The following is a 25,093-nucleotide window of genomic DNA, read 5'->3' on the forward strand; positions in this document are numbered from 1 at the left end:
GCTGATCTTGGCATTGTCAGCCCGCCGCCCGACGTAGCGGCTGGCGCAGGATCGCCGAACCTCCTGCCGCCTGGACGGCGAGGCTGCCAAAAGTGATGCCGGCGGCAAGGCAGGCATCCTCGGACTGACCGGAAAGCCAGGCATCGATGAAGCCGGCATTGAAGGCGTCGCCGGCACCCGTCGTGTCGACGACCGGAACTTCTTCCGCGCGCCGGTGCAGCAGTTGCCCATTGGCCTTCAGCCAGGCGCCTTCACCACCTGCTTTCAGGGCAACGACAGGGAAGGCGCTGGCCAGCATCTCGATCGCGGCAATCGGATCGTTCTCGCGGGTGATCGCCGTTGCCTCTTCCATGTTGGGTAGGAAGAGGTCGACCCCAGCACAGCGCTCAAGCAGCTCGGCCTCGTAGATCAGTGTCTCGTCCCAGCTCGGATCAAGCGAAACGGTCAGCCCCTTCGCCTTGGCCCGGGTCACCAGATCGGGGATCTCGTGCAGCGTCGCGTATTCGGCAATGTGCAGATGGCCGGCATCGCTCCAGTCGAGCGCGGCATCGAGCGTTGCCGGAAGGGCAGTACCGGCGCGTCGCGACAGGAACGCCCGGTCGTTGCCAATCACCGAGGCGACGGTGACCTGGGGTCCCGCACCGGGCGAATGCTCGACGAAGCGCAGGTCGACATTGCTTGCGCCGAGTTCGGCCTCGATGCCGGTCGACAAGGAGTCGCTGCCAAGGCGCGCCACCAGCGCCACCTGACGGCCGGCATGTGCCATGTGGGCCGCCGCGATGAACGCACCGCCACCGGCGGCCATCTTCATGTCCTGCGCAAACACCTCACGCCCCGGCTCAGGCAGCGACGCCAGGCCGGTGAAAATGAGGTCGCAGTAAATCCGCCCGATGCTGAGCACCGCCGGACGCTTGGCATTTCCCGAAGTCATTGCCGGCCCAGGCTCTTCTCGGTCTTGGCGTCGAAGAGGTAGAGGCTGCCAGGTGCCGCGCGGCAGGTCAGCGTGCTGCCCGTCGCAGGAATGAACTTGCTTGGCGCGGTGGCAATGACGGCACTGCCGTCGACATCGAGATGCACCAGCGTTTCGGGTCCGAGCGGTTCGACCGCCGTCACCGTGCCGGTGAGCTCCAGCCCGCCTTCGGCTTTTTCGATGGCCGCCGTCAGTTCATGCGGACGCACGCCGATCAGGATGTCGCCGCCGGCAGCAGGCTCGATGCCCTTGCCGTTCTTGCGGCCCGGCACCAGGTTCATCGACGGGCTGCCGATGAAGCGCGCGGTGAAGACATCGACCGGATTTTCGTAGAGGTCGGTCGGCGTGCCCACCTGCAGGATGCGGCCATCCTTCATGACGACGATGCGGTCGGCCATGGTCATCGCCTCGACCTGGTCGTGGGTGACGTAGACGGTCGTCGTCTTGAGCTTCTGGTGCAGACGCTTGATCTCGATGCGCATCTGGGCGCGCAGTTGGGCATCGAGGTTGGACAAGGGCTCGTCGAACAGGAAGGCCGAGGGGTTGCGCACCATGGCGCGACCGATGGCGACGCGCTGGCGCTGGCCGCCCGACAAAGCCGCCGGGCGCCGGTCGAGATATTTTCGAGGCCGAGGATGCGACCTGCTTCCTCGATCCGCTTGTCCTTCTCCGCCTTCGACAGCTTCGAGGTGTAGAGCCCGAAGCCGATGTTCTGGCGCACGGTGAGGTGCGGATAGATGGCATAGTTCTGGAACACCATGGCGATGTTGCGCTGCTTGGGGTCACGCTCGTTGACCACCTCGCCGCCGATCTTCAGCGTGCCGCCGGAGATGTCTTCGAGGCCGGCGATCATGCGCAAAGTCGTCGACTTGCCGCAGCCCGAAGGTCCGACGAAGACGACGAATTCGCCGTCGGCGATTTCAAGGTCGATGCCCTGGACGACGTCTACCTTGCCGTAGCGCTTGACCAGCTTTTCAAGTTCGATCGTCGCCATCAGAGCGCCCCTACCAGTGTCTTGAATTTCTCGCCGAGTTCTTTTGCGGCTTTCGCCTCGCGCTCGGCATTGTTTTTTGCTTTTGCTTCGAAGGACGCAGCCTTGTCCCTGTAGACGCCAATCGCCTCGGCCATAGCAGCCGGGGCCGGGCCACCGAAGCGGTCGCGCACGGCAACGAAATGTTCTGCAGAAACGATCTCTTCAAACTTGTCGCGGCCAAAGTTCGGTTCGCGTCCGGTCGAATGCTTGAAGGCTTCGAGGAACGGGCCGTAGCCGTCCTGGGCAAGCCCACCGCCTGCCGCAACCACGGCCTTGGCGACAGTCGCTGCGATTTCATGCGCTTCGCGGAAGGACAGGCCTTCGACGCGGACCAGCGAGTCGGCAAGTTCGGTGATGGTGATGCAGGAGCGGCGGATGTTGTCGGCCACGCGCTCCGGATCGATGCGGATCGCACTGACAAAAGCTGCGAGCAGGTCGAGCATGCGGGAAGCAGCGGTGAAGGCCTCGTAGCCCATCGACTGGGTTTCGCCCTCGCTGTCGTTCATGTCGGTGAATGGCGTGTTGTGGATGACCCCAAGCACCGTGCGGGCGCGGCCCATCGTCTGGCTGGCCAAAAGGCGCATATGCTCGATCGGCACCGGGTTGCGCTTCTGCGGCATGATCGACGAGATCTGCACGAAGGCGTTCGGCACATAGACCTGGCCGACCTCGAAGCTCGTCCAGAACTGGAAATCCTGGATCAGGCGGCCGAGATGCAGGAACATCAGTTCGATCGCCGAATAGGTCGAGGTGATGTAGTCCGACGCTGCGATGCAGCTGTAGGAATTGCGCAAGGGCGCGGCAAAGCCGAGCAGGTCGGCGACGCGCTGGCGGTCGATCGGGAAGCCCGAGGTGGTGATGGCGGCGGCGCCCATCGGCGACAGGTCGACGATTTTCCGCGCCTCTTCGAAACGCTCGATGTCGCGGATCAGCACCTCGATCGCCGCTGCCAGATAGTGCCCGAAGGTCGAAGGCTGCGCCGGCTGGCCGTGGGTGTAGGCAACGATCAGCGTCGCCTTTTCCCGCTCGGCCGCGTCGATCATGGCGCCCAGCAGATGCCGCGCCTTGACCATCAGCGCGTCGATACGCTGCTTAAGGCCGAGCTTGAACAGCGTGTGGTCGATGTCGTTGCGTGAGCGCGAGGTGTGCAGGCGCCCGGCCACGTCGGCGCCGAGGCGGGCCTTCAGTTCCTTTTCGATGAGAAAGAAGAAGTCCTCGACCTCGCCGGTATAGACGAGCGTGGACGGATCAACCTCCCGGTCGATGGCTTCCAATGCCCCGGCGATCGCCGACGCCTGCTTGGCGTCGAGAATGCCGGTCTCGGTCAGCATCACCAGATGTGCCCGGTCGATGGCGCGGAAGCCGTCGACATGGTGGGTCTTGGCGCCATCGAACAGCGGCTTCAGCACCGTTTCTTTGTAGACGGGATCGGGGAAGACCGATCTGTCGGCGAGCTTGGGGTTCAGTTCAGGCATGTCTTATCCTTTGAGCCCTGCCAGCATGACGCCGCGGACGATGTAGCGCTGCAGGATGATGAAGACGATCAGGGTCGGCAGCGTGGCGATCGCCGCACCGGTCATGATCATTTCCCACTGGATGGACTGTTCCACCGCGAAGCTCGATAGCCCCACCGGCAGCGTGTAGAGTTCGCGGCTGGTGGTCACGATCAGCGGCCAGAAGAATGCCGTCCAGTTACCGAGGAAGGTGAAGATGGCGAGCGCGGACAGGGCCGGCGTGACCAGCGGCATCGCCACCTTCCAGAAGATCTGGAACTCGTTCAGGCCATCGACGCGCGCGGCTTCGAGGAAATCGTTGGGCACGCCTTCGAAGAACTGCTTCATCAAGAAGGTGCCGAAGGCTGTCATCATGCCGGGGAACATGATGCCCCAGTAGCTGTCCAGCCAGCCGAGCTTGCTCGACATCAGGTACCACGGAATGACCAGCATCTCGGTCGGGATCATCAGCGTCGACAGAATGGCCAGGAAAATGAAATAGCGGCCGCGGAACTCGAATTTGGCCAGCGTGTAGCCGACAAGGCTGTCGAAGAACACGTTCGACAACGTCACCATCACCGCCACGAACATCGAGTTGAAGAACCAGCGCATGAAGCGCCCGTCGGCGAGGATGGCGATGTAGTTGGCGAGCGTCGGTGCTGCCGGAATGAGCCTGAGGTCATAGACCTGGCCAGCTGTCTTGAACGACGTCGAGAACATGAAGGCCAGCGGCGTCACCATGATCAAGCCGCCGATGAACAGCAGCGTCCAGGTGAGGATGCGACCAGGCCGAAGATTGGCGTGGGAAAGCGCCGGCGTTTGGGTGACGGCACTCATTTCTTTTCCCTCAGGATCCAGAGCTGCAACAGCGACACGAACAACAAGATGGTGAACAGCACGACCGTCTGTGCCGCCGCATATCCCATCGCGTAGGACGAAAACGCCGTCTGGTAGATCATCAGCACCAGCGGCTTGGTCGAACCGAGCGGGCCGCCCGGATCGTTGGTGGTCATGTTGTAGACCTGGTCGAAGATGCGCAGGAAGCCGATCGACGAGAACACGACAAGGAACACGGTCGTTGGCTTGAGCAGCGGCAACGTGATCTTGCGCAGGATCGCCCATTCGCCGAGGCCGTCGATGCGCGCCGCCTCATAGAAGGTGTTGGGGATCGAGCGCAGACCGGCCATGAAAATGATGATCTGGAAGCCAAGGCCAGCCCAGATCGCCGTCAGCATGATCGACGGCAAAGCCTGGTCGACCGAGCGGATGAAGGGCTGTTGCGGGATGCCGATCGTGCCGAGCGCATTGTTGATCACGCCGATCGGTGCCGGCTGATAGAACCAGCGCCACACCCAGGCCATGGCGGCGGCCGTGGTCAAATAGGGCAGGAAATACAGGCCGCGGATCAACCCGTGCATGAAACGCACGCGGTCGAGATGATAGGCGATGACGAACGACAACAACAGGCTGATCGGCGTACCGACGAGCAGATAGGCGAAGGTGTTCTTGAACACCTTCCAGAATTGCGGGTCGGCGAACAGCTTTTCGTAGTTGGCCAGGCCGATGAACTGCGGCGGCTTCAAAAGGTCCCAGTTTGTCAGGGAAAGCCAGAAGGCTTCGATTGTCGGGTAAAAGCGGATCACCGAATAGAACAGGATCGGCAGAGCGAGGAAACTCCACACCCACACCAGCCGCTTCGTCCGCATGGAACGGCGGTCCCAGAAAGTCCCGCCGGGGCGGCTCAGCGCCGCCCCCTGTTGATCCGCTGTCACAGACATCAAGCCTTCGCCTTACTTGGGGGCTGCGGCGTCGATGATCGCCTGCTCGGCCGCTGCGGCCTGTGCGAGCGAATCCTTCACCGACTGGCCTTCGAGCAGCACGCGGTTGGCCATGTCGATGGTGGTCTGGCGCTGGGCTGCCTCATCAACGAACATGGTGGTGCGGGCGTATTCGAGACCCTTGAGGAACGGACCGTAGATCGGGTCCGCAAGGTTGGCCTCCGTCATCGCCGCGGTGCGACGCGCCGGCAGCTCGCCGACCGTCTTCAGCCAGACGTCCATGGCCTCGGGCGAGGAGATGTAGGCCAGGAACTTCTTCGAGGCCTCGAGCTTTTCACCGCTTGTGGTCGCCGAGATGCCGTTGGCGAAGTAGCTGGCATAGTTCGAGCGGGTGCCGTCGGCATTGGCCGGCAGTTCGGTCACGCCCCATTCGAAGCCCTCGATCGACTTGAACGCGCCGAGACGGAAGGTGCCGTCGATGGTCATTGCCGCCATGCCGGCACGGAATGCCGCCTGGCCTTCGTCCATGAAGCCGGCCTGGCCGATCTTCTTTTCGGTCTGCAGGTCGGTGTAGAACTTCAGCGCCTTTTCACCTGCTTCGGTGTTGTAGGCCACCTTGCGATCACCGTCGGTGTAGGGCTGGCCGCCGAACTGGCGGACCAGCACTTCACGCCACCACTGGTGGTCCTGGCCGGCCATGTCGAGGGTCGAGCCAGCGACGATCAGGTTGCCGGCAGCGTCGCGCTTGGTCGCCTTCTCGGCAGCAGCGACGAACTCGTCGAGCGTCTTCGGCGGGTTAGCCGGGTCGAGACCAGCTTCGGTGAACAGCTTCTTGTTGTAGAACAGCGCCAGTGAACGCACCGCGGTCGGCAGGCCGTAATAATCCTCGCCGCGCTTCATGGCGCTGACGATCGGGAAGAATTCGCTTTCGATCTTGTCGTGCGGGAACGCATCCGTCGGCAGCGGCTGCAGCAGGCCACCGGCAACGAACTTGTCGAGCCAGCCATAGAACAGCTGCATCACGTCAGGACCCTGACCGCCCATCTTCGCGGCGATGACGCGCGTCTGGTAGTCGGCGTAGGGGAAGGTGGTCTGCTTGACGGTGATGTCTGGATTGGCCTTCTCGAAATTTTCGATCAGCTGGTCCATCGCCTTGACGCGTGAATCGAAGACATACTGCCAATATTCGATCTCGACGGCCTGGGCCGCGTTGAGTGCCAGCGTGCTGAATCCTGCGATCAGTCCGGCAAACAGGGTTGCTCTGCGCATGTAAACCTCCATCTGCGCCCGCCGGAAAATCCGGGATACGGGCGGTGATTATCCCCTTGGACCGCAGCCTCGCATGCAGACGAGGCCCGGGCCGTCACGTAACTTAGATGCCGTCGGACGCGAGCGGATCACGCCCGCCAAAAACCGGCACCAGCAAAGCTGCGGATCCTCCCCGCACACTGCCTATACGCTTTCCTGCCGCACGCCGTTTGTCAATAAGATAATTTACTTGAATTAATCTGTTGCGGGGTTCGGGCCTTCCGCGTTATCAATTTTGCAACTGAGGTCAGGATGAGCGAAATGGCGTTTCAGCCGGGCAGCACACATCAGGTCACTTTGGGTAACAATCCCGAGCGCAGCCGCGACCATAACCGTCGCGTGGTGCTCGACGTCGTGCGCCGAAACGGCGCCCTGGGGCGCATGCATATCGCCCGGCTGACACATCTGACCGCGCAAGCCATCGCCAACATCGTCGATGAGCTGGTCAGCGAAAACCTGTTGATGGAAACGGGGCGCCTGCGTTCCGGCCGGGGCCAACCGCCGATCCAGTTCGCCGTCAACCCCGATGGTGCCATGACCATGGGCATCGAGATGGCTTCCGACCACATGGTGGCGACCGTGCTCGACCTGTCGGGCCAGCCGCGCTCCAAACGAATCACGCCGGTCAGCGACACCAGCCCGAGCCAGGTCATCGCCCACCTGCGCGCCGAGCTCGACACGGTCAGGTCGACTTTCAAGTCGCGGCTGCTCGGCATCGGCGTGGTCATGCCCGGCCCGTTCGAGATCGAAGGCATGACTTCTGTCGGCCCGACGACGCTGCCTGGCTGGGCCAACATCGATGCGGCGAGCCTGCTCAGCGAGGCCTGCGGCGAGCCGGTGACGGTGGAAAACGATGCCAATGCCGCGGCTGTCGGCGAACGCTTCTTCGGCGCGGGCCACACCATCTCCAGTTTCTGCATGGTCTACTTCGGTGCCGGCCTCGGCCTTGGCATGATCCAGGACGGCGCGCCGTTCCGTGGCGCTTTCGGCAATGCCGGTGAAATCGGCCACGTCGTCGTCGTTCCGCGCGGCCGGGCCTGCCCATGCGGCCAGCACGGATGCCTCGAGCGCTACGCCTCGGTCCATGCGCTGCGCGAAAAGCTTTGCGATGCCGGTATCCCCGACTGCGATTTCGCCGACTTCGCGGACCTCCATGCCAAGCGCCATCCGGTGCTGCTGGAATGGATGGACGAGACAGCGACCTATCTCGCGCCGATGATCGCGATGATCGAAAACATCCTCGACCCCGAAACGGTGATCCTTGGCGGCATGCTGCCCGACGCGATCATCGACGAGCTGATCGAACGGATGGGACCGCTGCCGATCTCGGTCGCCAGCCGGCGAACCCGCGCCCTGCCCCGCGTCATGCGTGGCCAGACCGGGCAATACACGGCAGCACTCGGTGCCGCCGCGCTGCCGCTGTTCGAGGTGGTCACCCCCAAGCTCGAAACAGCCGCCACCTCGCATACCGAATAGCAGACTGAAATACCGGAGGACCTGAATGCTGCGCGCCCGCGAACGTATTGATCGACAAAAGGCCAGCCCGTCGCTTGTCAGGCTTCACCGGGCCCTCAGCCGTCTGAAGTCCACCGTCACCATGATGAACACCGGCGCACATCCCGACGACGAGCAGAGCGGCATGCTCGCCTGGTTCCGTCTGGGCCTCGGCATGCGCGTCATCGTTGCTTGCTCGACGCGCGGCGAAGGCGGCCAGAATTCGCTCGGGCCGGAGCGCCTTGGCGTGCTCGGCATGATGCGCACGCGCGAGATGGAAGAGGCCGCGCGCGAACTCGATGCCGACGTCGTCTGGCTCGGCCATGGCCCCGACGACGACGTGCATGATTTCGGCTTCTCCAAGGACGGCGACCAGACCTTCAGCCGCTGGGGCGAAATGCGCACGGTCGAGCGGCTGGTGCGCGCCTACCGCAGCGAACGACCCGACATCGTCATCCCGACCTTCCTCGACGTGCCCGGCCAGCATGGCCATCACCGCGCCATGACTCGCGCCGCCGAAAAGGCGATAAGGCTTGCCGCCGACCCGCAGGCTTTCCCCGAACATTTCAAGGAAGGCATGAGCCCCTGGCAGGTGGCGAAGTATTATCTGCCGGCATGGTCGGGCGGCGGCGACACCTATGACGACGAAGTGCCGCCTCCGGATGCGACGGTTGTCGTCGACGCGCCCGGCCGCGATCCGGCGACCGGCGTGGAATATGACCGCATCGGCGAATGGTCACGCTACTATCACGCCTCGCAAGGCATGGGCCATTGGCCCGATGTGCCCGAGACACGTTGGCCGCTGCACCTTCTGCTAGCTGCAAACGGAGCGAAGGCGGAGACATCGGTACTCGACGCCTTGCCGGCGACCCTCGGCGATCTCGCAGCGTCGAGAGACCTCTCCTATGAAGCCGCGCAGGCACTGAAGGCCGCTGGTTTGGCCGTCGACAAGGCAATCGCAGCCTTCCCACACGCCGATGCGATCATTGCAGCCCTCACCGAAGCGGCTACCCAGCTTACCGCTGCCCGCAACAATGCCTCGCCCGAGTTCCTCGAACGCCATCGCCACCGCCTCGACCGCAAGGCACGCGAGATCGACGCCGCCTTGATCGAGGCCGCCGGCCTCTTCGACCGCGCGACGCTGTCGCCATCGACAGTGTCGCCGGGCGAAACGGCTGAACTCACCGTCGATCTGGCCCCCGCCGGCGACAGTCGTTCTGTCGAGATCGAAGCTGTCCTGCCCAATGCCGTTTCGGCCAAGGCGGAAACCAGCACCGGACGCCGACGCAGCCTGAAAGTTGCAGCCGCAGCCGACGCCGCCTACACGAAACTCTATCCGCCGTCATGGTCGGCTCTCGGCGGCAATGGCGACGCGCATGTCGTCATCTCGGCGAAGTTCGGCGATCACACCGCCCGCGCCACCTATGACCTCGAGGAGCCATTTGCCGTGCTGCCGGCAAGCTCGGTCATGATGGAGCCCGAAGCGCTGATCGTGCCGCTCGACTGCACCAGGCGCGAATGGCCGGTCAAGCCAGTGGTCGCAGGCAAGGACGAACCCGTCTCGCTCAACATGGAAGACGGCTGGTCGCTGACCCAGGCGGAAGGTGGCCAGGTCATCCGCGCACCCGAAACACGTGTCGCCGGACTTGCCACAATCACCCCGCTGGTCGCCGGCAGGCCGGCATTGCGGCTGACCCCGATTGCATATCCACATATCGGCCGCGTCACCCATCGCCAGCCGGAAACGCTGCGTGTGCTCACGCTCGACCTTAAGCTGCCGCAAGGCGCGCGCGTCGGTTACGTCGGCGCAGGTGCTGACCGCGTCGGCATGTGGCTGTCGCGCATGGGGCTCGACGTCACCGAACTCGACGCCAAGGCGCTCGCCGGTGACCTCAGCCAATACACCACCATCGTCGTTGGCATCTTTGCCTTCGGCATCCGCAAGGATCTGGCTGCCGCGACCGAGAAGCTGCACCGCTTCGTCGAAAATGGTGGCCACCTTGTCACCCTTTACCACCGCCCGACCGACGGTTGGGATCCACTAGCGACGCCGCCGAGGAAACTCGAGATTGGCTCGCCGTCTTTACGCTGGCGCGTAACGGATCCGAACGCCGAGGTCACGGTGCTGGCGCCGGACCACGTCCTGCTCAGGGGGCCAAACAATATCGGCCCGCAGGACTGGTCCGGCTGGAACAAGGAGCGCGGGCTCTATTACGCCGCGCGCTGGGACGAGGTCTACCAGCCTCTGCTTGCCATGCATGACGCCAACGAACAGCCGCTGATGGGCGCACTACTGTCGGCCCAGATCGGCAAGGGCCGCCATACCCACACCGGCCTCGTCCTGCATCACCAGATGGACAAGCTTGTGCCGGGAGCATTCCGCCTGATGGCAAATCTTGTCCAGCCAGCCTGACAGCACAGTGACGCCCGAGGCGGGAGACGAGCGTCACAAGGCCAACCGCGAGGGCATCGTCTGGGTGCTCGCAGACATGCTGCTGGTCTCCGGCGGCATGACGGCACTCGTCAAGGCGCAAGGCCTTGTCTATCCGGCTTTCCAGCTCGTCTTCATCAGGGCGATGATCGGCCTGCTGTTCATCCTGCCGTTGATCTGGCGCCATCGTCACCACATCCGCCACACCAGGCATCCCTGGCAGAACGTCTCGCGCATCAGCTGCAACGCGATTGCGCTGACCAGCCAGTTCATGGCCTACACGCTACTGCCGCTGGCGGTGGTCAATGCGCTGAGCTTTTCGCGTCCGCTTGTCACCATGGCCATGGCGGTGGCCTTCCTCGGCGAAACGGTGTCGCGGCTGCGCTGGGTGGGTGCAACATTCGCCTTTGCCGGTGTGCTTCTGATGCTGGCGCCCGGCGGCGTCGACTGGAATCTCGGCCTGCTCGCCGTGTTCGCCACAGTCGTGTTCGGCTCGCTCGCCATCATCCAGACGCGTATGCTGCGTGACGAAAACACCACTGTGATGATGGTGTTTTACACCGTCGGCCTCGCGGTCATCACAGCCGTTCCCGCCATCATTGTCTGGCAGCCGGTCAACATGTTCGACTGGGTGCCACTGCTCGGCATCGGGCTTCTGGCGCAGGCCGGGCAATATTGCTTCTTGCGCGCCTATCGCCTCGCCGACGCCAGCGTGCTCGCCCCCATCGGCTATCTCTCGATCGTGGTAACGACAGCCGCCGGCTATGTCTTCTTCGACGAAGTGCCCGACCAGCGCATCGTCATCGGTGCGGTCGTCATTCTCGCCGCCTTGCAGACGACTGCCTATCTGGAGCGCCGCGCGAGAAGGAAGTAGCGGCGCCCCCTTTTGTGCAGCGTGACCGCCATAAGCCGGCAAGTCGCCAAGGCTCCTGGATTGCCGGCCCATCGTGATGCGCAATGGACCCGGTTGCCGGGCTCGGGTGAGATCAGCTCGTGACGCCCATCACCTTGCCGAGATAGGCGACATATTCGCCGAATTTCGGCATTGCACGTGTTGCTGCGGCGTTGCGCGGACGCGGCAGGTCGATCACCACTTCCTCGATGATCTTGCCGGGCCGGTCGGCCATGACCAGCACCCGGTCGGACAGGAACACCGCTTCGGCGATGCTGTGGGTGATCAGCATCACCGTCTTGCGGTGCTCCTGCCAGATGCGCAGCAGCTCGACATTGAGCTTGTCGCGGGTCAGCGCATCGAGCGCGCCGAACGGCTCGTCCATCAGCAGGATCGGCGGATCGAGAACCAGCGCCTGCCCGATCGAGGCGCGCTGGCGCATACCGCCCGACAGCTGATGCGGATGGGCATCGGCGAACTTGGTCAGCGACATCACGTCGAGAATCTTGTCGACGGCCGCGTCGCGTGCTGCCGCGGGCATGTTGCGGATGCGTGCGCCGAGTTCGACATTGCCGCGCACGGTCAGCCACGGCAGCATGTTGTTGGTCTGGAACACAACACCGATGTCTGGCCGTGGCGTAAGCACCTTCTCGCCCTTGATGGTGGCGATGCCAGACTCATAGGGGATCAGGCCGGCAACGATACGCAACAGCGTGCTCTTGCCGCAACCGCTTGGCCCGAGGACCGAAACGAACTCCTGGTTCCTGATGCCGAAGTTGATGTCTTCGAGCGCCTTGACCTTGCCGAATGCCTTGTTCAGGCCCTTGGCTTCGATGTGAATGGCTGCAGCGTCAGCGACCGGCCGTTCCTGGCCCGGATGGGCCACTTGCTTCATCGCCGTTGCCGACATGTCTTCCTCCCGAAAAGCAACGTTCATACCTGGATACCCCGCCACCAGACGGACTTGGCCGCGAATTCGATCAGCGCGTACAGGACCAGCGAGATCAGCGTGATGACAATGATGCAGCCAAACACCAAGTCGGTGCGCGACGACGCCGTGCCCAGCATGATCAGGTTGCCGAGGCCGCGATCGGAGCCGACCAGTTCGCCGATGATCGCGCCGATCATGGCGAGCGGCATGGCGACACGGCAACCGTCGATGAAGCTCGGCAGCGCGCTTGGCAGGCGCAGCGTGGTGAAGGTCCGCCATGGCCCGGCGTTCAGCGCACGGAAGTGCTCCTCGAGGTTCTTCGAGGTGCCGGCGAAACCGCCGAGCGTCGCCACGACGATCGGGAAGAAGGCGAACAGGAACGCCATCGCCACCTTGGAGATGAAACCGTAGCCAAACCAGACGATCATCAGCGGCGCCAGCGCGCTCTTGGGCGTCGTCTGCAAGGCGGTGACCAGCGGATAGATGGTGCGCTGGGCGAAGGGCGAGACATAGACGATCATGCCGAGCAGGACGCCGATGATGACGGCGGCGGTGAAGCCGATCAGCACTTCGCCGAGCGTGTACATCGAATGCTCGAAAATCTGGTCCTTGGATTCCCAGATCGCGACGGCAATCGACGAGATGGGAGGCAGAATGTAGCTTTTTACTTCGAAATAGCGGACGCCATATTCCCAAAAGAGCAGAAACGCACCGAAAAACGAGATGACTTGGACATAGGCGGCAAGTCGTGAACTAACGCCTGGCATAAAGGCCTCCGAAGAGCAGTTGTTGGCATCCGTGGTGAATGGGCGCCGGCTGACGCCGACGCCCCGGGCTTGTCAGCAGGTCATTTGCCCTGCTTGTCCTTCACCACCTGATGGGGCGGCGGCACGACAAAGCGCTTGAAGTGCCACTGGTCGAACGCGTCGATGTTGCGTTCCCACACCTGCGGCGTGTGCGGGCTGTCTTCGGTGACCTGGATCATGTCGCAATAGATCTCGCAGTTGTTGCCGTCGGGATCCTTGAACACGAGGAAGCAGTTGGCGCCCGGCCCATGCTTGCCGATGCCGCGGACAATCTCGACGCCGCGCTCCTGCAGCATCTCGGCTGCAGCTTCCATGTCCTCCAGGCTGTCGACCAGATAGGAGAAATGTTCGAGACCGGGGCGCGAATATTTCGGCAGATCGTCCCGATCGGGCGAGTCTTCCGGGATCTGCGACAGAGCGAGATCGTGGTGGTCGCTTCCCGCACGCAGGAATACCATCTTGTCCTCGATCCAGTCCGAGACCTCCAGTCCAACGACGCTGGTATAGAACTCGACGGACTTCTTGATGTCGCGGACCATCAGGACCATGTGGCCCAGTTTCCTGACATTGATCTTCTTCTTCATGTGCCTCATCCAGGGCTGAGCCAGCCTTAGCGACTGATGTTGCGATACAGGTCGTCGGTCTTGATGGTGTCGTCGAGAACGAAGGCGTCACGCACGAAGCCCATCGTCTTTTCCATGCGGTCGGCGCGGACAAAACCGAGGTCCTTGTTTTCCGCCTGCGCGTCGCGGACCAGCGTGTTGATCTGCTTGATCTGCTCGAGCACCACGCTGGTCTTCAGCGTCGGGTATTGCTTGACGATCAGGTCGGCTGCTTCGTCGGGGTGCTGCGCAATATATTCGTAGCCGCGATAAGACGCGTCGAGGAACTTATCCACGACCTCCGGCTTCTCGGCCAGCATCGCCTCGGTGGTGACGAAGCCGCTGCCATACATGTCGAGGCCGAAGTCGCGGTACTTGATCATGCCGATCTTCTTGCCGGTCTCCTTGGCATTTTCGGTCAGGATCGGCAGGCTGGCCCCTTCCCAGCACTCGGCGAGGTCGACCTGCCCTTCGAGGAAGGCCGACGTGATGACCGCCGGATTCATGCGCAGAAGCTTGAGGTGCCCCTTGGGCAAACCGTTCTGTTCGAGCCAGGTCGGCACGATATTCTGTATCGGCGAGGTCGCGCCACCGCCAACCGACTTGCCGCTGAAATCGGCAAGCTTGGGTTCGGCAGCACCCTCTGTCTGCAGGTAGCACAAGGCACCCGGCCAGACGGTGTTGATCGAGCCGACAAAAACCGCCTTGCCGCCATTGGCGCGGTTGAGAATGACACTGACCGGATCGCCGTAACCAATGTCGAACAGGCCCTGGTCGATCTCGTTGACGGTGCGCTGGCCGCCATAGCCCTGGTAGACAGTCACGTCGAGACCGGCCTCATCGTAGAAGCCCTTGGCCTTGGCCACGAGAACGCCTCCCACGCTCCCCTGTGGCAGCCACGACATGTTGAACGAAATGCTTTCCGCAGCCGACGCGGCCGTCGCCATCGAGGCGAGAACGCCTGCCAGCGCGAAACCACGCAGCGTCTTTCCAAAATCGAATGCCATACTGTCCTCCTCAGTGTTGGTCGTTGTTAGTATGTAAGCTAGTTCTTATGCGATCTGGCTAGCCCGGATCGGGTTGGTAATGGCGCCGACCTTTTCGACCGCCGCCGTGACGATGTCGCCACAGTTCAGGAACTCGCCGGTCCCCATGCCGACGCCGTCCGGCGTACCGGTGGCGATCAGATCGCCTGGCCGCAGCGTCAGGATCGACGACAGGTAGGAAATCTGTTCGGCGACGGAAAAGATCATCGAACCGGTGCTGTCGTCCTGCTTGCGCGTGCCGTTGACGTCGAGCGTCAGGCGCAGGTTCTGCGGATCGCCGATGCAGTCGGCTGGAACCAGCCACGGCCCGAGCGGCGCAAAGGTGTCGAAGCTCTTGCCACGGAACCAGTCGAACTTGAACGGAAAGTCGCTGCGGCGCGTCAGGTCGCGCGAGGTGATATCGTTGATCACCGTATAGGCGGCGACATGGTCAAGCGCCTTTTCGACCGGGATATCGCGGCCGCCGATGCCGATGACTGCGGCGAGCTCGACCTCCCAGTCGACCTTTTCGGCGCGCTGCGGCAGGATGATCGCCTCGTCAGGACCGATGATCGACGAATCCGCCTTCATGAAGACGTAGGGCTGGCTCTCGGCCTTTGACGCCAGCACCGTTCCCATCTCCTGCGCGTGCTCAATATAATTGGACGCGGTAGCGAAAATACGCACCGGGCGATAGGGCGCGCAGAGCTTCGTCCCCGTGCCAAGCGGCTCAAATTTGGGGCCGGCCTCGACGACATTGGCTGCCAGGCCCGCCAAAGCCGGCTCGACATCGGTCCACCGGTCAAGCATCGCACCGACACCGCCGGCAATCCATTTCTCCCAGGCAGCCGTGTTCTTCCCCGCAAGGCGAGCAATCAGCTCAAGATCATAGACCCCCCTGCTCGGTTACCAATACGGGCCGAACTTCGTCCCTGATCACTCGTTGTCCTAGCGCATGCCATACCACTGGCTGCTCCTTCCATGCTGCTCGTTGTCTTGCATACATTTTCGTATCTGTGTATTCATGTCAAGCATAAGGTGCACACGCGACACGAGATTTCCAACAATGTCTGCGATCGAGCTTTTTCACGAATGGGGATCGATTCAGTCGTTCAAGGTCCGCATGTGTCTTGCCGAGCTCAGCCTCCCCTGGAGCTCGCGCCGGGTCGACCTGTCGGCCTTCGAAAACCTCGAAGCCGCCTATCTCGCTGTGAATCCCAGGGGGCTGGTGCCGACGCTGCGCTGGAACGGAAACGTCTTCGACGAGTCGTCGGATATCAACGAACTGCTCAACGACATCGCTGACGGAGCGCCGCTGCCCACCATAGAGGAACGCGCCCGCGCGCGAAGCTGGACGCGTTACGAGGACGAGGTGGTGCATCCGGCTGTACGGCCGCCGACCTTCAATCTCATTCTCAAGGCGCGCGTGGCCAGGCTCGACCGGGACTATTTCGCGGAACTGATGGCGCGCCACCCCCTGCCCGCAAGACGGGAGGCCTATCTGGCCGCAGCCAACGCGCCTTTCGATCGCGCCGCGGTGCTCGCCTCGATCCGGACTTTCCGCACAGTCCTGGAGAGGATGGAGACGGCACTCGCTGCCACCAGCTGGCTGGCGTCGGACGGGTTCTCCCTCGCAGACGTGGCGATGGCGGCATTCGTCGACAGGCTCGACAGGCTGGCGATGGAAAGCCTGCTCGCGCCATTGCCCCGGACGGCCGACTGGGCCGCGCGCATCCGCACGCGACCAGCCTTCAAGACCGCCCAGGGCCCGGAAACCGCACGCCCCGATCCGCTCATCGACACCGGCCTTGTCGCCGCATTGCTCGCCGAGGCGCTCGGCCACAACACCACGACAGAAATGGAATCGCTTTGATGGATCACGCTATGCACTTCGACGTTCTGGACGACGGCAGGTCCCTGCTCGACCGGCTGTTCTTCGACGCCCGCAGCCAGAATGGCTGGCTCGACCGGCCGGTCGACCTCGCCGTGCTCGAACGCATCCACGACATCGCCAGGATGGGGCCGACGAGCATGAACTGTTCGCCGCTGCGCATCGTTTACCTGACGACGGACGCGGCGCGCGAAAGGCTGAAGCCGGCACTCGCCGTCGGCAACATTTCCAAGATCGTGACCTGTCCGGTGGTCGCCATTTTCGCCACCGACTACGCCTTCGCCGAGAAGATGCCATACCTGTTCCCGCACACTGACGGCAAAGGTCATTTCGAGCGCAACCCGCACATCGTCGAGGACACCGCGTTCCGCAACGCGACCCTGCAGGCGGCCTACTACATGCTGGCGGCACGCGCGGTTGGCTTGGACTGCGGTCCGATCTCCGGCTTCAACCGCACGATTGTCGACGAAATCTTTTTTGCCGGAACCGCCCTGCGCTCGAACTTCATCTGCGGCATTGGCCATGGTGACCCGGCCAAGCTGTTCTCGCGCCACCCGCGCCTGCCATTTGCCGAGGCATGCACCGTGCTCTGATGCCTGACAGGAAGAAAATGCCCCCGGCAGAGCCGGGGGCGAGGTTATGGCTGCAATATCAGGTGGCTGGAAAAGTCTTGAAGTAAGCTCTTGCGTGAAAATCAGGCCGGCCAGCGGGCGACGACCTTGAGCTCGATCACCATGTCGGGATGCGGAAGCTGGCTGACGCCGACGGTGGTGCGGGCCGGACTATCTGATGCAAACCACTTGTTGTACTCAACGTTCATCGCCGGGTAGTCAGCCATGTCGGTGACAAAGATCGTGACGTCGACGAGGTCGGCGAGCGAGCCGCCCAGCGATTGCAACGACTCCGTGATGTTGGCGATGATCGCCCTCAGCTGTGCGGCGACATCGTAGTTCGTTGCCCCGGATTGCCTGGCGACACCCGCGATGGTGCCGTCCTTCTGCCGGGCGCTGACGCCTGACAGGAACAGCAGCCCACCGGCCTCGCGCAGGAACGGATAGTTGGCAAGCGGCTTCGCCCGCTCAGTGGCCGCGCTCACGCCGCCTTCTCCAGCGCCCAGGGCTCGAAACCGAGTTCGTCGACCGCCGCGAGGAATTTCTGCTCGGCCTGGCCGTCGAGTTCGACCAGCGGGGCGCGCACCGTACGCCATTCGGCGGCACCAAGTTCGCGGGCGATCAGCGATTTCATCGCCTGGATCATCGGGAACTGCTGGAACAAGCTTCGCACCTTGGTGGCGTCGGCAAAAGCCTCCTCCGTTCCCAGTTTCGACGTGTTCTTGACTGCCCCGACCATGCCCTTTGCATTGACGTTGGCCGTCGCCGAAATGCAGCCCACCGAGCCCTTGACGATCGTTTCGCCGAGCAGGATCTCCGAGGCCGGGAAAACCTTGAAGCCGTCGCCGACCTCGAGATAACGGGCAAGGTTCTCGCGGTCGCCTGAGCTGTCCTTGATGCCCACGACATTTGGATAGCGGCGGCGCAGGCCGTCGATCAGCTCGACGGTGATCGGCACGCCGGTGAACTGCGGGATATGATAGAGCACGACCGACAGTCTGTCGGAACCGACGGTCTCGATGAGGCGGCCATAATGGCGAATGAGCCCTTCGGTCGTTGCCGGCTTGAAGAAGAAGGGCGGCAGCACCAGCACCGCCGGCGCCCCGGCATCGACGGCGGCCCGCGTCAACTCGGCTGTTTCTTCCAGCGAGTTCGCGCCCGTACCAGGCATCAGCGCCGCGCCGGGGATGCCTGACGCAACGACCTCGTCGAGCAGGCGGCGCTTTTCCACCAGCGACAGCGAGGCTGCTTCACTGTTGGTGCCAAAGATCGCAAGGCCTGCGCCCTGCTCGACGACCCAGCGGCAATGGCCAAGAAAGCGCGCAGTGTCGACCTTAAGGTCGGCGCTAAACGGCGTCAGCACGGGTGCGTAGACGGAGAGAAGCTCCTGATGCATGGATCTCACTTTCGCTTTTGACTGGACAATCCGCAGGGAAAGAGACCGCATTCGTCGATGGCGAAGCGCATGATCTCGTGCCCCAGTTCCTCTTCGTGCGTATCGAAATGCGCGACGATGGATGTGTGGTTGTGGCGGCTCAACTGGACGAAGCGCGGCGCCTTGCCGGTGCGCAGCGTGTGGCGCTGGACGAATTCGGCGCCGTAGGCGTCGATGTAGCGGTTCTCGAATTCGGCAATGGCGACGAGCACCGGAAGCCTGGTCGAACCCGCATGGGCGACCGGCGACAGCACCTCATAAGCAGCCTCGTCGTCGCCGAAATACTGCCTGACATTGTTGGCGTTCGGATTGTCCGGAAGGCTGTCGGCGCGAAGCCGGGCGCTGATCAGCACGGCGCCCTTGACGTCCCTGGATGGCAGCCGCGCGACATTGGGATCATAGAGATAGCTGGCGACATGGCAGCCGCCGGCCGAATGGCCGACAAGCAGGATCGAACGCGGATCGCCACCAAAACGCTCGATCGAAGCCGTGATCCAGTCAAGCGCCGCAGCGACATCGCGCGCGCCCTCCGGATAACGCGCACCTGGCGCCAGCCGATACTCGACATTGACGCCGACAAGACCCTGCCGGCTGAACCAGCGCAGCACGTTGTCGTAGATCAGCCCATCCGCGCTCTTGGAACCGCGGGTGAAGGCACCGCCATGCACAAAGACAACCACCGGCCTGCCCCGGCCCGAAGCGCAGCGGCTGCTGCTTTCGAAGACATCGAGGCGATGGGCCGGGTCGGCGCCATAGGCGATATCGCGATGGATGACGATGCCGTCATTCGCGGCCTTTTGCTTGTGGTGCGGGCGGTAGACGTCGAGCACGACAGCGCGGCTCGCACCGAGATCGTCGTTCCAGACCTTGCCGACGGCATCCAGCCGCGCCCGATCAGTGGCGGAAAGTCCCGCAAAACGCATTCGCTGCTGCCTCAATCTGTTCTGGGAGCACGAGTTGGAGCTATCGCCCGAGCCGTCCTCAATGGGTGCTGGATAACATCCGGAATCACACTTGACAACAGATTTGCATACACAGATTACTATTTGCATACACAGACTGCTTCATGTTTGTGTTGCGGAGCGTTTTGCGTTCCGCCATCACCGAAACAAAGGAAACCCCAATGGCAAAGTTGCGCCATCTCGCGATTGCCGTCTCCGATCCGGAAGCGGCGGCACAGTTCTTTGAAAAGGCTTTCGGAATGACCCGCGCCGGCCAGGCAATGCGCGGCGTCTACATGACCGACGGCATCATGAACGTTGCCCTGTTGAACTTCGGCGACGAGCCGGTTCCGGGCTTCGAGACCGAGAAGGACTACAACGGCCTCATCCATTTCGGCATGTGGGTCGATTCGGTCGAGGAGACCGACGCACTGGTTCAGGCTGCCGGCGGCTCGTACATGACCGGGCGCAAGGAGGCCAACCCGAACGTATTCTACGAGGTCAAATACAAGACGCCTGAAGGCATCGTCTTCGACGTCACCGAAAATGGCTGGAAGGGCGCGGTCAAGAACGTCAACCCTGCCTGATCGACCATGCGGCGGGTACACGAGCACCCGGCGCCGGACCTGAACTGCGCCGCCAATCTTGGGAGGCGGCGAACATGAAACGACTGGAGCATGTGAGATGGCGCAACCAAAGATCGCGGTCACGATACCAGTTTCCGACAATTGCCTGTCGCGCTTATCCAGCTCATACGACGTGATCACGCTGCCCGGCGGACTGGGCAGCGGATCACCCGCAATTTCCTTCGAAGACGTCTGGGCCGTCGTCACCAATGGCAGCACCGGAATGTCCGATGCCGAGATGGCGCTGATGCCTGGACTGAAGCTCGCCTGCGCTTATGGCGCAGGCCACGAGAACATCGACATCGAAGCCGCAAAACGACGCGGCGTGCGCGTCACCCACGCCCCCAACACCAATATGGAGACGGTCGCCGACCATGCCATGGCGCTGATGCTGGCGGTGGCCCGCGACATCTGCGTGCGCGACCGTGCCCTGCGCCACGGTGCCTGGGATGGGATACGTGGCGCGCGGCCGACGCTTTCTGGCGCGAGGCTCGGCATCATCGGCCTCGGCAACATCGGCAAGGCTATTGCCAAGCGTGCCGAGGCGTTCGGCATGAGCATCGCCTACACCACCCGCAACAAGGTGGCCGAGGTGTCGTGGCAGCACCATGCCGACGCGGTCGCGCTTGCCGAGGCTAGCGATTTCCTCATCGTCGCTTGTCCGGGTGGTCCGGCCACCCGCCACCTCGTTGGCAAGGCCGTGCTCGACGCGCTTGGTCCGGAGGGCTTTGTCATCAACGTTTCGCGTGGCATGGTCGTCGATACCGAAGCACTGGTGATTGCACTCACGCAAAACATCATCGCCGGTGCTGGCCTCGACGTCTTTGAGGGCGAGCCGAACTTGCCCGAGGCCCTGCGCGATCTCGACAATGTCGTGCTGACCCCACATATGGCAGGACGTTCGCCGGCATCCGAAGAAGCGCAGATCGATGTGCTGCTGCACAACCTTCAGGCCTGCCGCGAAGGCCGACCGTTGACGGCTCAACTTGCATAAATCCAAGGCTGTCACTAAATCGGTTTGGGTTTGCCGTGGGGGCAGCTCGCTATTTGTCGTGAAGACTGGAAAGCTGCGCGCATGACGACGATCGCCTCTCAGATCTATCACGCCCTGGCGGAAGAGATCGCCAAGGGCGTCATGGCTCCCGGGCAGAAGCTCGAGGAAAAGGTCATCGCTGAAAAGTTCGGCGTGTCGCGCACTCCGGTCCGCGAAGCCCTGCGCGAGCTTGGCGCCCGTGGCCTGATCGAGATGAACCCACGCCGCGGCGGCGTCGTCGCCCGCATCGACGTCGAGCAGATGGCCGACATGCTGGAGGCGGAGTGCGAGATCGAGGCGTCCTGCGCCCGGCTGGCGGCCCAGCGCATGACGGCCATGGAGCGCGAGCAGCTCTACGAACTGCATCGGCAATACACCGAATGCGTCGGCAACCAGGATCTCGACGGCTGTCGCGAAATCAACCGCAAGTTCCATGACGGCATCTGCCGTGGCGCCCACAACGTCACCATAGCCGCCATGGCGGTCGAGCTGCGTGTGCGCCTCGCACCTTTCCGCCAGCATCAGGCCGGCCCCGCCGATGTCCGGTTGCAGCAGTCGCTCGATGAACACCAGAAGATCGTCGACGCCATCCGCGCCAATGACGCAGCCGGCGCCTATGCCGCTCTGTCCGAACACAATGCCCGCCTCAGCGCTGGCGTGATGCGGCGCTTCGTGGCTGCCGCCGGCCAATAGGCCGCATTCGATATTCCAGCCTGTTCGAGCTCTCTCACCTGGCCGGTTTTTCACCGGCCGGGCCGCCTGTGCTTGGCCAAAGCCAGCCCCGGCCTACCCGCTGTCTCTCCTCCGATGTGACAGACGGGCGAGCTACCTCGGCACGCACATCCCAAGGCTTCTTATCTTGGATATCAGTGCGAGGCGCCCTGCCTTTGATTTGCTAAAATGTGCACATTCCATCATTTGCATTCTTGCTATAATCTGTGCATACAATATTGTTGTATTGCATACTAATACCGATACTGAAATCGCCGGCGCGTAGAGGCGTGCCCCAGCGAAATTCACGACCCGAATTCTGGAGGAGAAATCATGGGCAAGAATGCACGGTATATGACATGGGCTCTGGCAATGGCGGCGACGAGCGCGCTGTCCGCCCCCGCATGGGCGAACGCAGAAAAGACGATCGGCGTCACAGTTCCCTATTTTGCCTCACCGTTCTGGAAGGCCGGGCTCTATGGCGTCGAGACCGCCAGCAAGGAACGCGGCTACACCATCATCAAGGGCGACGCCAAGGACAAGGCCGAGCTGCAGATCGAGCAGATCCGCGGCTTCATCGACAAGAAGGTCGCCGCCATCATCATCGGCGCGGCGGACGCCGCTGCAGTCGGCCCGGCGGTCGAAGAAGCCATCGACAAGGGCATTCCGGTGATAGCGCTTTCGGTGCCGCCGAAATCCGACCGCCTGACCTCCTTCGTCGGCGCTGACAATATCGGCATGGGCCGCCTTCAGGGCATCTGCCTCGGCCGCGCCATCGGCGGCAAGGGTGAGGTCGGCCTGTTTGCCGGTCCTGACGAGATCTGGGCCAAGCTTCGCGTCACCGGCTTCAAGAACACCATGGAAGCCGATTTCCCTGATATCAAGATCGTCGCCGAAAAGGCTGGCGGAACCAAGGATGCCGGCGTGGCAGCAACCGAATGGGCCAAGGCCTATCCTGGCATGCACGGCATCTTCACCGCTGCCGACACTATGGCCGTCGAGTCGATCAAGACGCTGGACGCCGCCGGTGCTGCCGGAAAATTCAAGGTCTCGACGTCCAATCTCAACGACGATGCCCGCGCTGCCTTGCAGAACGGCACGCTGACCTGTGCTTCGCTGCAGCCGGCCGTATCGATGGGACGCGACTCGGTGCGCGAAGCCGTCGCTGCCATCGAAGGCGGCAAGGTGCTCGGCCGCATCGAGGCTCCGGCACTGCTGGTGACCAAGGACAAGGTCGCCACCTACGACTTCTCCAAGATCATCGCGCCGGCCGACTACCAGCCGTAATCGCCAGCGAGCACCGGCTTCTGCAAGCGCTCTGTCCACCTGCCAAGGGGAACCCGGCTCCATCAGGGTTCCCCTCATCTTTCACGTCAAGAAAAGTGCGCTTCCGATGCTGATGCTTGCCATTGCCCTTCTCGTCTCCGGCGCTGTCGCCGGCATTCTCGCTGGCCTGTTCGGCATCGGCGGCGGCGCCATCCTGGTGCCGGTGCTGGTGCAGGCACTTGCGGTCATGGACGTCGACGAGAGCATTCGCATGCATCTTGCGGTCGCGACCTCGCTCGGCATCGTCGTGCCGACCTCGATCCGATCCTTCATGGCACACCGCAAGCATGGCGCGGTCGACATGTCGCTGCTGAAAAGCTGGGCCTTCGTCCTGCCGGTCGGCGCGGTGCTCGCCTCGGCGGTCGCGGCTGTCATTTCGGGCGCCAGCCTCAAATGGATATTCACCGTCATTGCCACCATCGTCGGCATCAAGATGCTGCTCAACCGCCCGGGCTGGATCGTCGCCTCCGACCTGCCGGGCCAGCCGACACGTTCGCTCTACGGCCTGCTGATCGGCTTCTTCTCGACCCTGATGGGCATCGGCGGCGGCATCATGAACAACACCTTCATGATGCTGCACAACCAGCCGATCAAGCGCGCGGTGGCGACCTCATCGGGCGTCGGCGTATTGATCTCGATCCCTGCTGTGATCGGCCTGGTGATTGCCGGCTGGCAGCGGCCCGAGCTGCCGCCACTGTCTTTCGGCTACGTCAATCTGATGGCCGTGGCGCTGATCATGCCGGTCTCGATCCTGACCGCGCCTGTTGGCGCCCGGATCGCCCACGCCGCACCCAAGCGCGCGCTCGAGATCTCGTTCGGCGTCTTTTTGCTGCTGGTCGCCGCGCAGTTTGCCTGGTCGCTGCTCGACTGAGCCTCAGCCCCAGGCGGCACCGTTGAGCGCATTGAGCGGGAACTTGAGGTAACGCTGGCCGTTGGCTTCCGGCTCGGGAAGCCGGCCGCCATTGATGTTGATCTGCAGCGCATGCAGGATCAGCTTGGGCATCGGCAGAGTGGCATCGCGCTCATTGCGGAAGGCGACGAATTCCTCTTCGCGCGTATAACGCGTCAGGTGGACGTTCTGGCTTTTCTGGGACGCCACGGTGCTCTCCCACAGTGGGGTGCGACCGCCCGGCTGGTAGTCATGGCCAACGAAGATGCGCGTGTCCTCAGGCAGCGCCATGATGTCCTGGATCGTCGACCACAGCGCATTGGCACTGCCGCCGGGAAAATCGGTGCGCGCGGTGCCGCTGTCCGGCATGAAGACAGTGTCGTGCACGAAAGCGGCATCACCGACGACATAGGTGACGGAAGCCAGCGTATGGCCGGGCGAGAACATCACCCCTACCCTGAGGTCGCCAATCTCGAACGTCTCGCCCTTGTCGAACAGGCGGTCCCATTGCGAGCCATCGGTGCGCAGGTCCGGCCAGTTGTAGATGCCGGCCCACAGTTTCTGCACGTCGACGATGCGCGCCCCAATCGCCGTCGCCGCGCCGGTCTTTGCCTTCAGATAGGATGCCGCCGAGAAGTGGTCGGCATGCGGATGCGTGTCGAGGATCCACCGCACCTCGAGGTCCTGTTTGCGAACGAAGTCGAGCAGCTTGTCGGCGTTGACGGTCGCCGTCGCACCCGACTTCTCGTCAAAGTCGAGAACCGGATCGATGATCGCGCATTGCCTGCTTCGCGGGTCGGAAACGACATATTGCACCGACCAGGTGCGCGGATCGAAAAAGGCGGCGACATCGGGTCTTGTCATCTC

The 25,093-nt window shown here is 62.9% G+C and carries 24 protein-coding genes and 1 pseudogene; 10 read left to right on the forward strand and 15 right to left on the reverse strand.

The features are described 5' to 3' along the window. Positions 1-16 precede the first annotated feature (16 nt). From ACHMW7_RS00690 to ACHMW7_RS00715, 6 genes and pseudogenes are all read right to left on the reverse strand, one after another. Complete coding sequence (locus tag ACHMW7_RS00690) at positions 17-931, reverse strand: carbohydrate kinase family protein (RefSeq protein ID WP_395446527.1); 915 nt, start codon at positions 929-931, stop codon at positions 17-19. Then, positions 928-1,964, reverse strand: a pseudogene (locus tag ACHMW7_RS00695) (ABC transporter ATP-binding protein). Before ACHMW7_RS00695 ends, ACHMW7_RS00690 begins: the two are co-directional and overlap by 4 nt. Continuing rightward, a complete protein-coding gene (argH, locus tag ACHMW7_RS00700) occupies positions 1,964-3,478 on the reverse strand; it encodes an argininosuccinate lyase (RefSeq protein WP_395446528.1) in 1,515 nt (504 codons plus the stop codon). Before argH ends, ACHMW7_RS00695 begins: the two are co-directional and overlap by 1 nt. 3 nt (positions 3,479-3,481) lie before the next feature. Continuing rightward, the gene (locus ACHMW7_RS00705; protein WP_214390923.1) at positions 3,482-4,333 is read right to left on the reverse strand and encodes a carbohydrate ABC transporter permease; all 852 of its coding nucleotides are present in this window, start codon (positions 4,331-4,333) and stop codon (positions 3,482-3,484) included. After that, positions 4,330-5,268 (reverse strand): carbohydrate ABC transporter permease, encoded by a 939-nt coding sequence (locus tag ACHMW7_RS00710; RefSeq protein WP_395446708.1) that lies wholly within the window; start codon positions 5,266-5,268, stop codon positions 4,330-4,332. Before ACHMW7_RS00710 ends, ACHMW7_RS00705 begins: the two co-directional genes overlap by 4 nt. An 18-nt stretch (positions 5,269-5,286) precedes the next feature. Then, positions 5,287-6,555, reverse strand: a complete 1,269-nt coding sequence (locus tag ACHMW7_RS00715; RefSeq protein WP_395446529.1) for an extracellular solute-binding protein — start codon at positions 6,553-6,555, stop codon at positions 5,287-5,289. 288 nt (positions 6,556-6,843) lie between these two features. Here ACHMW7_RS00715 and ACHMW7_RS00720 point away from each other — a divergent pair, with 288 nt between their 5' ends. From ACHMW7_RS00720 to ACHMW7_RS00730, 3 genes are read left to right on the forward strand one after another with little or no spacing between them, the layout of a single operon-like run. After that, positions 6,844-8,058: an ROK family protein gene (locus tag ACHMW7_RS00720; protein WP_395446530.1), complete on the forward strand. Its 1,215-nt coding sequence runs from the start codon at positions 6,844-6,846 to the stop codon at positions 8,056-8,058. A gap of 25 nt (positions 8,059-8,083) precedes the next feature. Beyond that, positions 8,084-10,489, forward strand: coding sequence for a PIG-L family deacetylase (locus ACHMW7_RS00725; protein WP_395446531.1), 2,406 nt, complete (start codon positions 8,084-8,086; stop codon positions 10,487-10,489). Then, entirely contained in the window at positions 10,473-11,381 is a 909-nt protein-coding gene (locus tag ACHMW7_RS00730) for a DMT family transporter (RefSeq protein WP_395446532.1), read from the forward strand. Before ACHMW7_RS00725 ends, ACHMW7_RS00730 begins: the two co-directional genes overlap by 17 nt. Positions 11,382-11,493: 112 nt before the next feature. On the opposite strand, the gene ACHMW7_RS00735 is transcribed toward ACHMW7_RS00730, so the two are convergent. The 5 genes from ACHMW7_RS00735 to ACHMW7_RS00755 form a co-directional block, all read right to left on the reverse strand. Then, complete coding sequence (locus ACHMW7_RS00735) at positions 11,494-12,309, reverse strand: ABC transporter ATP-binding protein (protein WP_395446533.1); 816 nt, start codon at positions 12,307-12,309, stop codon at positions 11,494-11,496. A 23-nt stretch (positions 12,310-12,332) separates the two neighbouring features. Then, on the reverse strand, positions 12,333-13,097 hold the full coding sequence (locus ACHMW7_RS00740) for an ABC transporter permease (protein WP_395446534.1): 765 nt from the start codon (positions 13,095-13,097) through the stop codon (positions 12,333-12,335). A gap of 80 nt (positions 13,098-13,177) precedes the next feature. After that, a complete protein-coding gene (locus tag ACHMW7_RS00745; protein WP_395446535.1) occupies positions 13,178-13,729 on the reverse strand; it encodes a VOC family protein in 552 nt (183 codons plus the stop codon). 17 nt (positions 13,730-13,746) lie between these two features. After that, positions 13,747-14,745 (reverse strand): ABC transporter substrate-binding protein, encoded by a 999-nt coding sequence (locus ACHMW7_RS00750; RefSeq protein WP_395446536.1) that lies wholly within the window; start codon positions 14,743-14,745, stop codon positions 13,747-13,749. Positions 14,746-14,790: 45 nt separating this feature from the next. Next, positions 14,791-15,573 (reverse strand): fumarylacetoacetate hydrolase family protein, encoded by a 783-nt coding sequence (locus ACHMW7_RS00755; protein ID WP_395446537.1) that lies wholly within the window; start codon positions 15,571-15,573, stop codon positions 14,791-14,793. Between the two features lie 256 nt (positions 15,574-15,829). Here ACHMW7_RS00755 and ACHMW7_RS00760 point away from each other — a divergent pair, with 256 nt between their 5' ends. Both ACHMW7_RS00760 and ACHMW7_RS00765 read left to right on the forward strand, forming a co-directional pair. After that, positions 15,830-16,636 (forward strand): glutathione S-transferase family protein, encoded by an 807-nt coding sequence (locus ACHMW7_RS00760; protein ID WP_395446538.1) that lies wholly within the window; start codon positions 15,830-15,832, stop codon positions 16,634-16,636. Continuing rightward, a complete protein-coding gene (locus ACHMW7_RS00765; protein WP_395446539.1) occupies positions 16,636-17,247 on the forward strand; it encodes a malonic semialdehyde reductase in 612 nt (203 codons plus the stop codon). The genes ACHMW7_RS00760 and ACHMW7_RS00765 overlap by 1 nt, the downstream gene beginning before the upstream one ends. Before the next feature lie 101 nt (positions 17,248-17,348). Here ACHMW7_RS00765 and ACHMW7_RS00770 read toward each other — a convergent pair whose 3' ends face one another. The 3 genes from ACHMW7_RS00770 to ACHMW7_RS00780 are packed head-to-tail and all read right to left on the reverse strand — an operon-like array spanning position 17,349 to position 19,623. Continuing rightward, a complete protein-coding gene (locus tag ACHMW7_RS00770) occupies positions 17,349-17,750 on the reverse strand; it encodes a RidA family protein (RefSeq protein ID WP_395446540.1) in 402 nt (133 codons plus the stop codon). Next, positions 17,747-18,661, reverse strand: coding sequence for a dihydrodipicolinate synthase family protein (locus tag ACHMW7_RS00775; RefSeq protein WP_395446541.1), 915 nt, complete (start codon positions 18,659-18,661; stop codon positions 17,747-17,749). Before ACHMW7_RS00775 ends, ACHMW7_RS00770 begins: the two co-directional genes overlap by 4 nt. 5 nt (positions 18,662-18,666) lie before the next feature. Next, entirely contained in the window at positions 18,667-19,623 is a 957-nt protein-coding gene (locus ACHMW7_RS00780; RefSeq protein ID WP_395446542.1) for an alpha/beta hydrolase, read from the reverse strand. A 200-nt stretch (positions 19,624-19,823) separates the two neighbouring features. Between ACHMW7_RS00780 and ACHMW7_RS00785 the strand changes: the two genes are divergently transcribed. The 5 genes from ACHMW7_RS00785 (at position 19,824) to ACHMW7_RS00805 (ending at position 24,208) form a co-directional block, all read left to right on the forward strand. After that, entirely contained in the window at positions 19,824-20,228 is a 405-nt protein-coding gene (locus tag ACHMW7_RS00785) for a VOC family protein (RefSeq protein ID WP_395446543.1), read from the forward strand. A gap of 97 nt (positions 20,229-20,325) precedes the next feature. Then, on the forward strand, positions 20,326-21,261 hold the full coding sequence (locus ACHMW7_RS00790; RefSeq protein WP_395446544.1) for a 2-hydroxyacid dehydrogenase: 936 nt from the start codon (positions 20,326-20,328) through the stop codon (positions 21,259-21,261). Between the two features lie 81 nt (positions 21,262-21,342). Further along, positions 21,343-21,993: a GntR family transcriptional regulator gene (locus ACHMW7_RS00795; RefSeq protein ID WP_395446545.1), complete on the forward strand. Its 651-nt coding sequence runs from the start codon at positions 21,343-21,345 to the stop codon at positions 21,991-21,993. 351 nt (positions 21,994-22,344) lie between these two features. Beyond that, positions 22,345-23,298 (forward strand): sugar ABC transporter substrate-binding protein, encoded by a 954-nt coding sequence (locus ACHMW7_RS00800; protein WP_395446546.1) that lies wholly within the window; start codon positions 22,345-22,347, stop codon positions 23,296-23,298. Between the two features lie 106 nt (positions 23,299-23,404). Further along, positions 23,405-24,208, forward strand: coding sequence for a sulfite exporter TauE/SafE family protein (locus ACHMW7_RS00805; protein WP_395446547.1), 804 nt, complete (start codon positions 23,405-23,407; stop codon positions 24,206-24,208). 3 nt (positions 24,209-24,211) lie between these two features. On the opposite strand, the gene ACHMW7_RS00810 is transcribed toward ACHMW7_RS00805, so the two are convergent. Next, a complete protein-coding gene (locus tag ACHMW7_RS00810; protein ID WP_395446548.1) occupies positions 24,212-25,090 on the reverse strand; it encodes an MBL fold metallo-hydrolase in 879 nt (292 codons plus the stop codon). Positions 25,091-25,093: the final 3 nt, after the last annotated feature.

Source organism: Aminobacter sp. UC22_36 (assembly GCF_044056035.1).
In the GTDB taxonomy this organism is placed as follows: Bacteria; Pseudomonadota; Alphaproteobacteria; order Rhizobiales; family Rhizobiaceae; genus Aminobacter.

Excerpts from the sequence above, each read along its gene's own strand:
- ACHMW7_RS00690 (WP_395446527.1), bottom strand. The coding sequence starts at position 931 with ATGACTTCGGGAAATGCCAAGCGTCCGGCGGTGCTCAGCATCGGGCGG.
- argH (WP_395446528.1), bottom strand. The coding sequence starts at position 3,478 with ATGCCTGAACTGAACCCCAAGCTCGCCGACAGATCGGTCTTCCCCGAT.
- ACHMW7_RS00705 (WP_214390923.1), bottom strand. The coding sequence starts at position 4,333 with ATGAGTGCCGTCACCCAAACGCCGGCGCTTTCCCACGCCAATCTTCGG.
- ACHMW7_RS00715 (WP_395446529.1), bottom strand. The coding sequence starts at position 6,555 with ATGGAGGTTTACATGCGCAGAGCAACCCTGTTTGCCGGACTGATCGCA.
- ACHMW7_RS00720 (WP_395446530.1), top strand. The coding sequence starts at position 6,844 with ATGGCGTTTCAGCCGGGCAGCACACATCAGGTCACTTTGGGTAACAAT.
- ACHMW7_RS00725 (WP_395446531.1), top strand. The coding sequence starts at position 8,084 with ATGCTGCGCGCCCGCGAACGTATTGATCGACAAAAGGCCAGCCCGTCG.
- ACHMW7_RS00735 (WP_395446533.1), bottom strand. The coding sequence starts at position 12,309 with ATGTCGGCAACGGCGATGAAGCAAGTGGCCCATCCGGGCCAGGAACGG.
- ACHMW7_RS00740 (WP_395446534.1), bottom strand. The coding sequence starts at position 13,097 with ATGCCAGGCGTTAGTTCACGACTTGCCGCCTATGTCCAAGTCATCTCG.
- ACHMW7_RS00745 (WP_395446535.1), bottom strand. The coding sequence starts at position 13,729 with ATGAGGCACATGAAGAAGAAGATCAATGTCAGGAAACTGGGCCACATG.
- ACHMW7_RS00750 (WP_395446536.1), bottom strand. The coding sequence starts at position 14,745 with ATGGCATTCGATTTTGGAAAGACGCTGCGTGGTTTCGCGCTGGCAGGC.
- ACHMW7_RS00755 (WP_395446537.1), bottom strand. The coding sequence starts at position 15,573 with ATGCTTGACCGGTGGACCGATGTCGAGCCGGCTTTGGCGGGCCTGGCA.
- ACHMW7_RS00760 (WP_395446538.1), top strand. The coding sequence starts at position 15,830 with ATGTCTGCGATCGAGCTTTTTCACGAATGGGGATCGATTCAGTCGTTC.
- ACHMW7_RS00765 (WP_395446539.1), top strand. The coding sequence starts at position 16,636 with ATGGATCACGCTATGCACTTCGACGTTCTGGACGACGGCAGGTCCCTG.
- ACHMW7_RS00775 (WP_395446541.1), bottom strand. The coding sequence starts at position 18,661 with ATGCATCAGGAGCTTCTCTCCGTCTACGCACCCGTGCTGACGCCGTTT.
- ACHMW7_RS00780 (WP_395446542.1), bottom strand. The coding sequence starts at position 19,623 with ATGCGTTTTGCGGGACTTTCCGCCACTGATCGGGCGCGGCTGGATGCC.
- ACHMW7_RS00785 (WP_395446543.1), top strand. The coding sequence starts at position 19,824 with ATGGCAAAGTTGCGCCATCTCGCGATTGCCGTCTCCGATCCGGAAGCG.
- ACHMW7_RS00790 (WP_395446544.1), top strand. The coding sequence starts at position 20,326 with ATGGCGCAACCAAAGATCGCGGTCACGATACCAGTTTCCGACAATTGC.
- ACHMW7_RS00795 (WP_395446545.1), top strand. The coding sequence starts at position 21,343 with ATGACGACGATCGCCTCTCAGATCTATCACGCCCTGGCGGAAGAGATC.
- ACHMW7_RS00800 (WP_395446546.1), top strand. The coding sequence starts at position 22,345 with ATGGGCAAGAATGCACGGTATATGACATGGGCTCTGGCAATGGCGGCG.
- ACHMW7_RS00805 (WP_395446547.1), top strand. The coding sequence starts at position 23,405 with ATGCTGATGCTTGCCATTGCCCTTCTCGTCTCCGGCGCTGTCGCCGGC.
- ACHMW7_RS00810 (WP_395446548.1), bottom strand. The coding sequence starts at position 25,090 with ATGACAAGACCCGATGTCGCCGCCTTTTTCGATCCGCGCACCTGGTCG.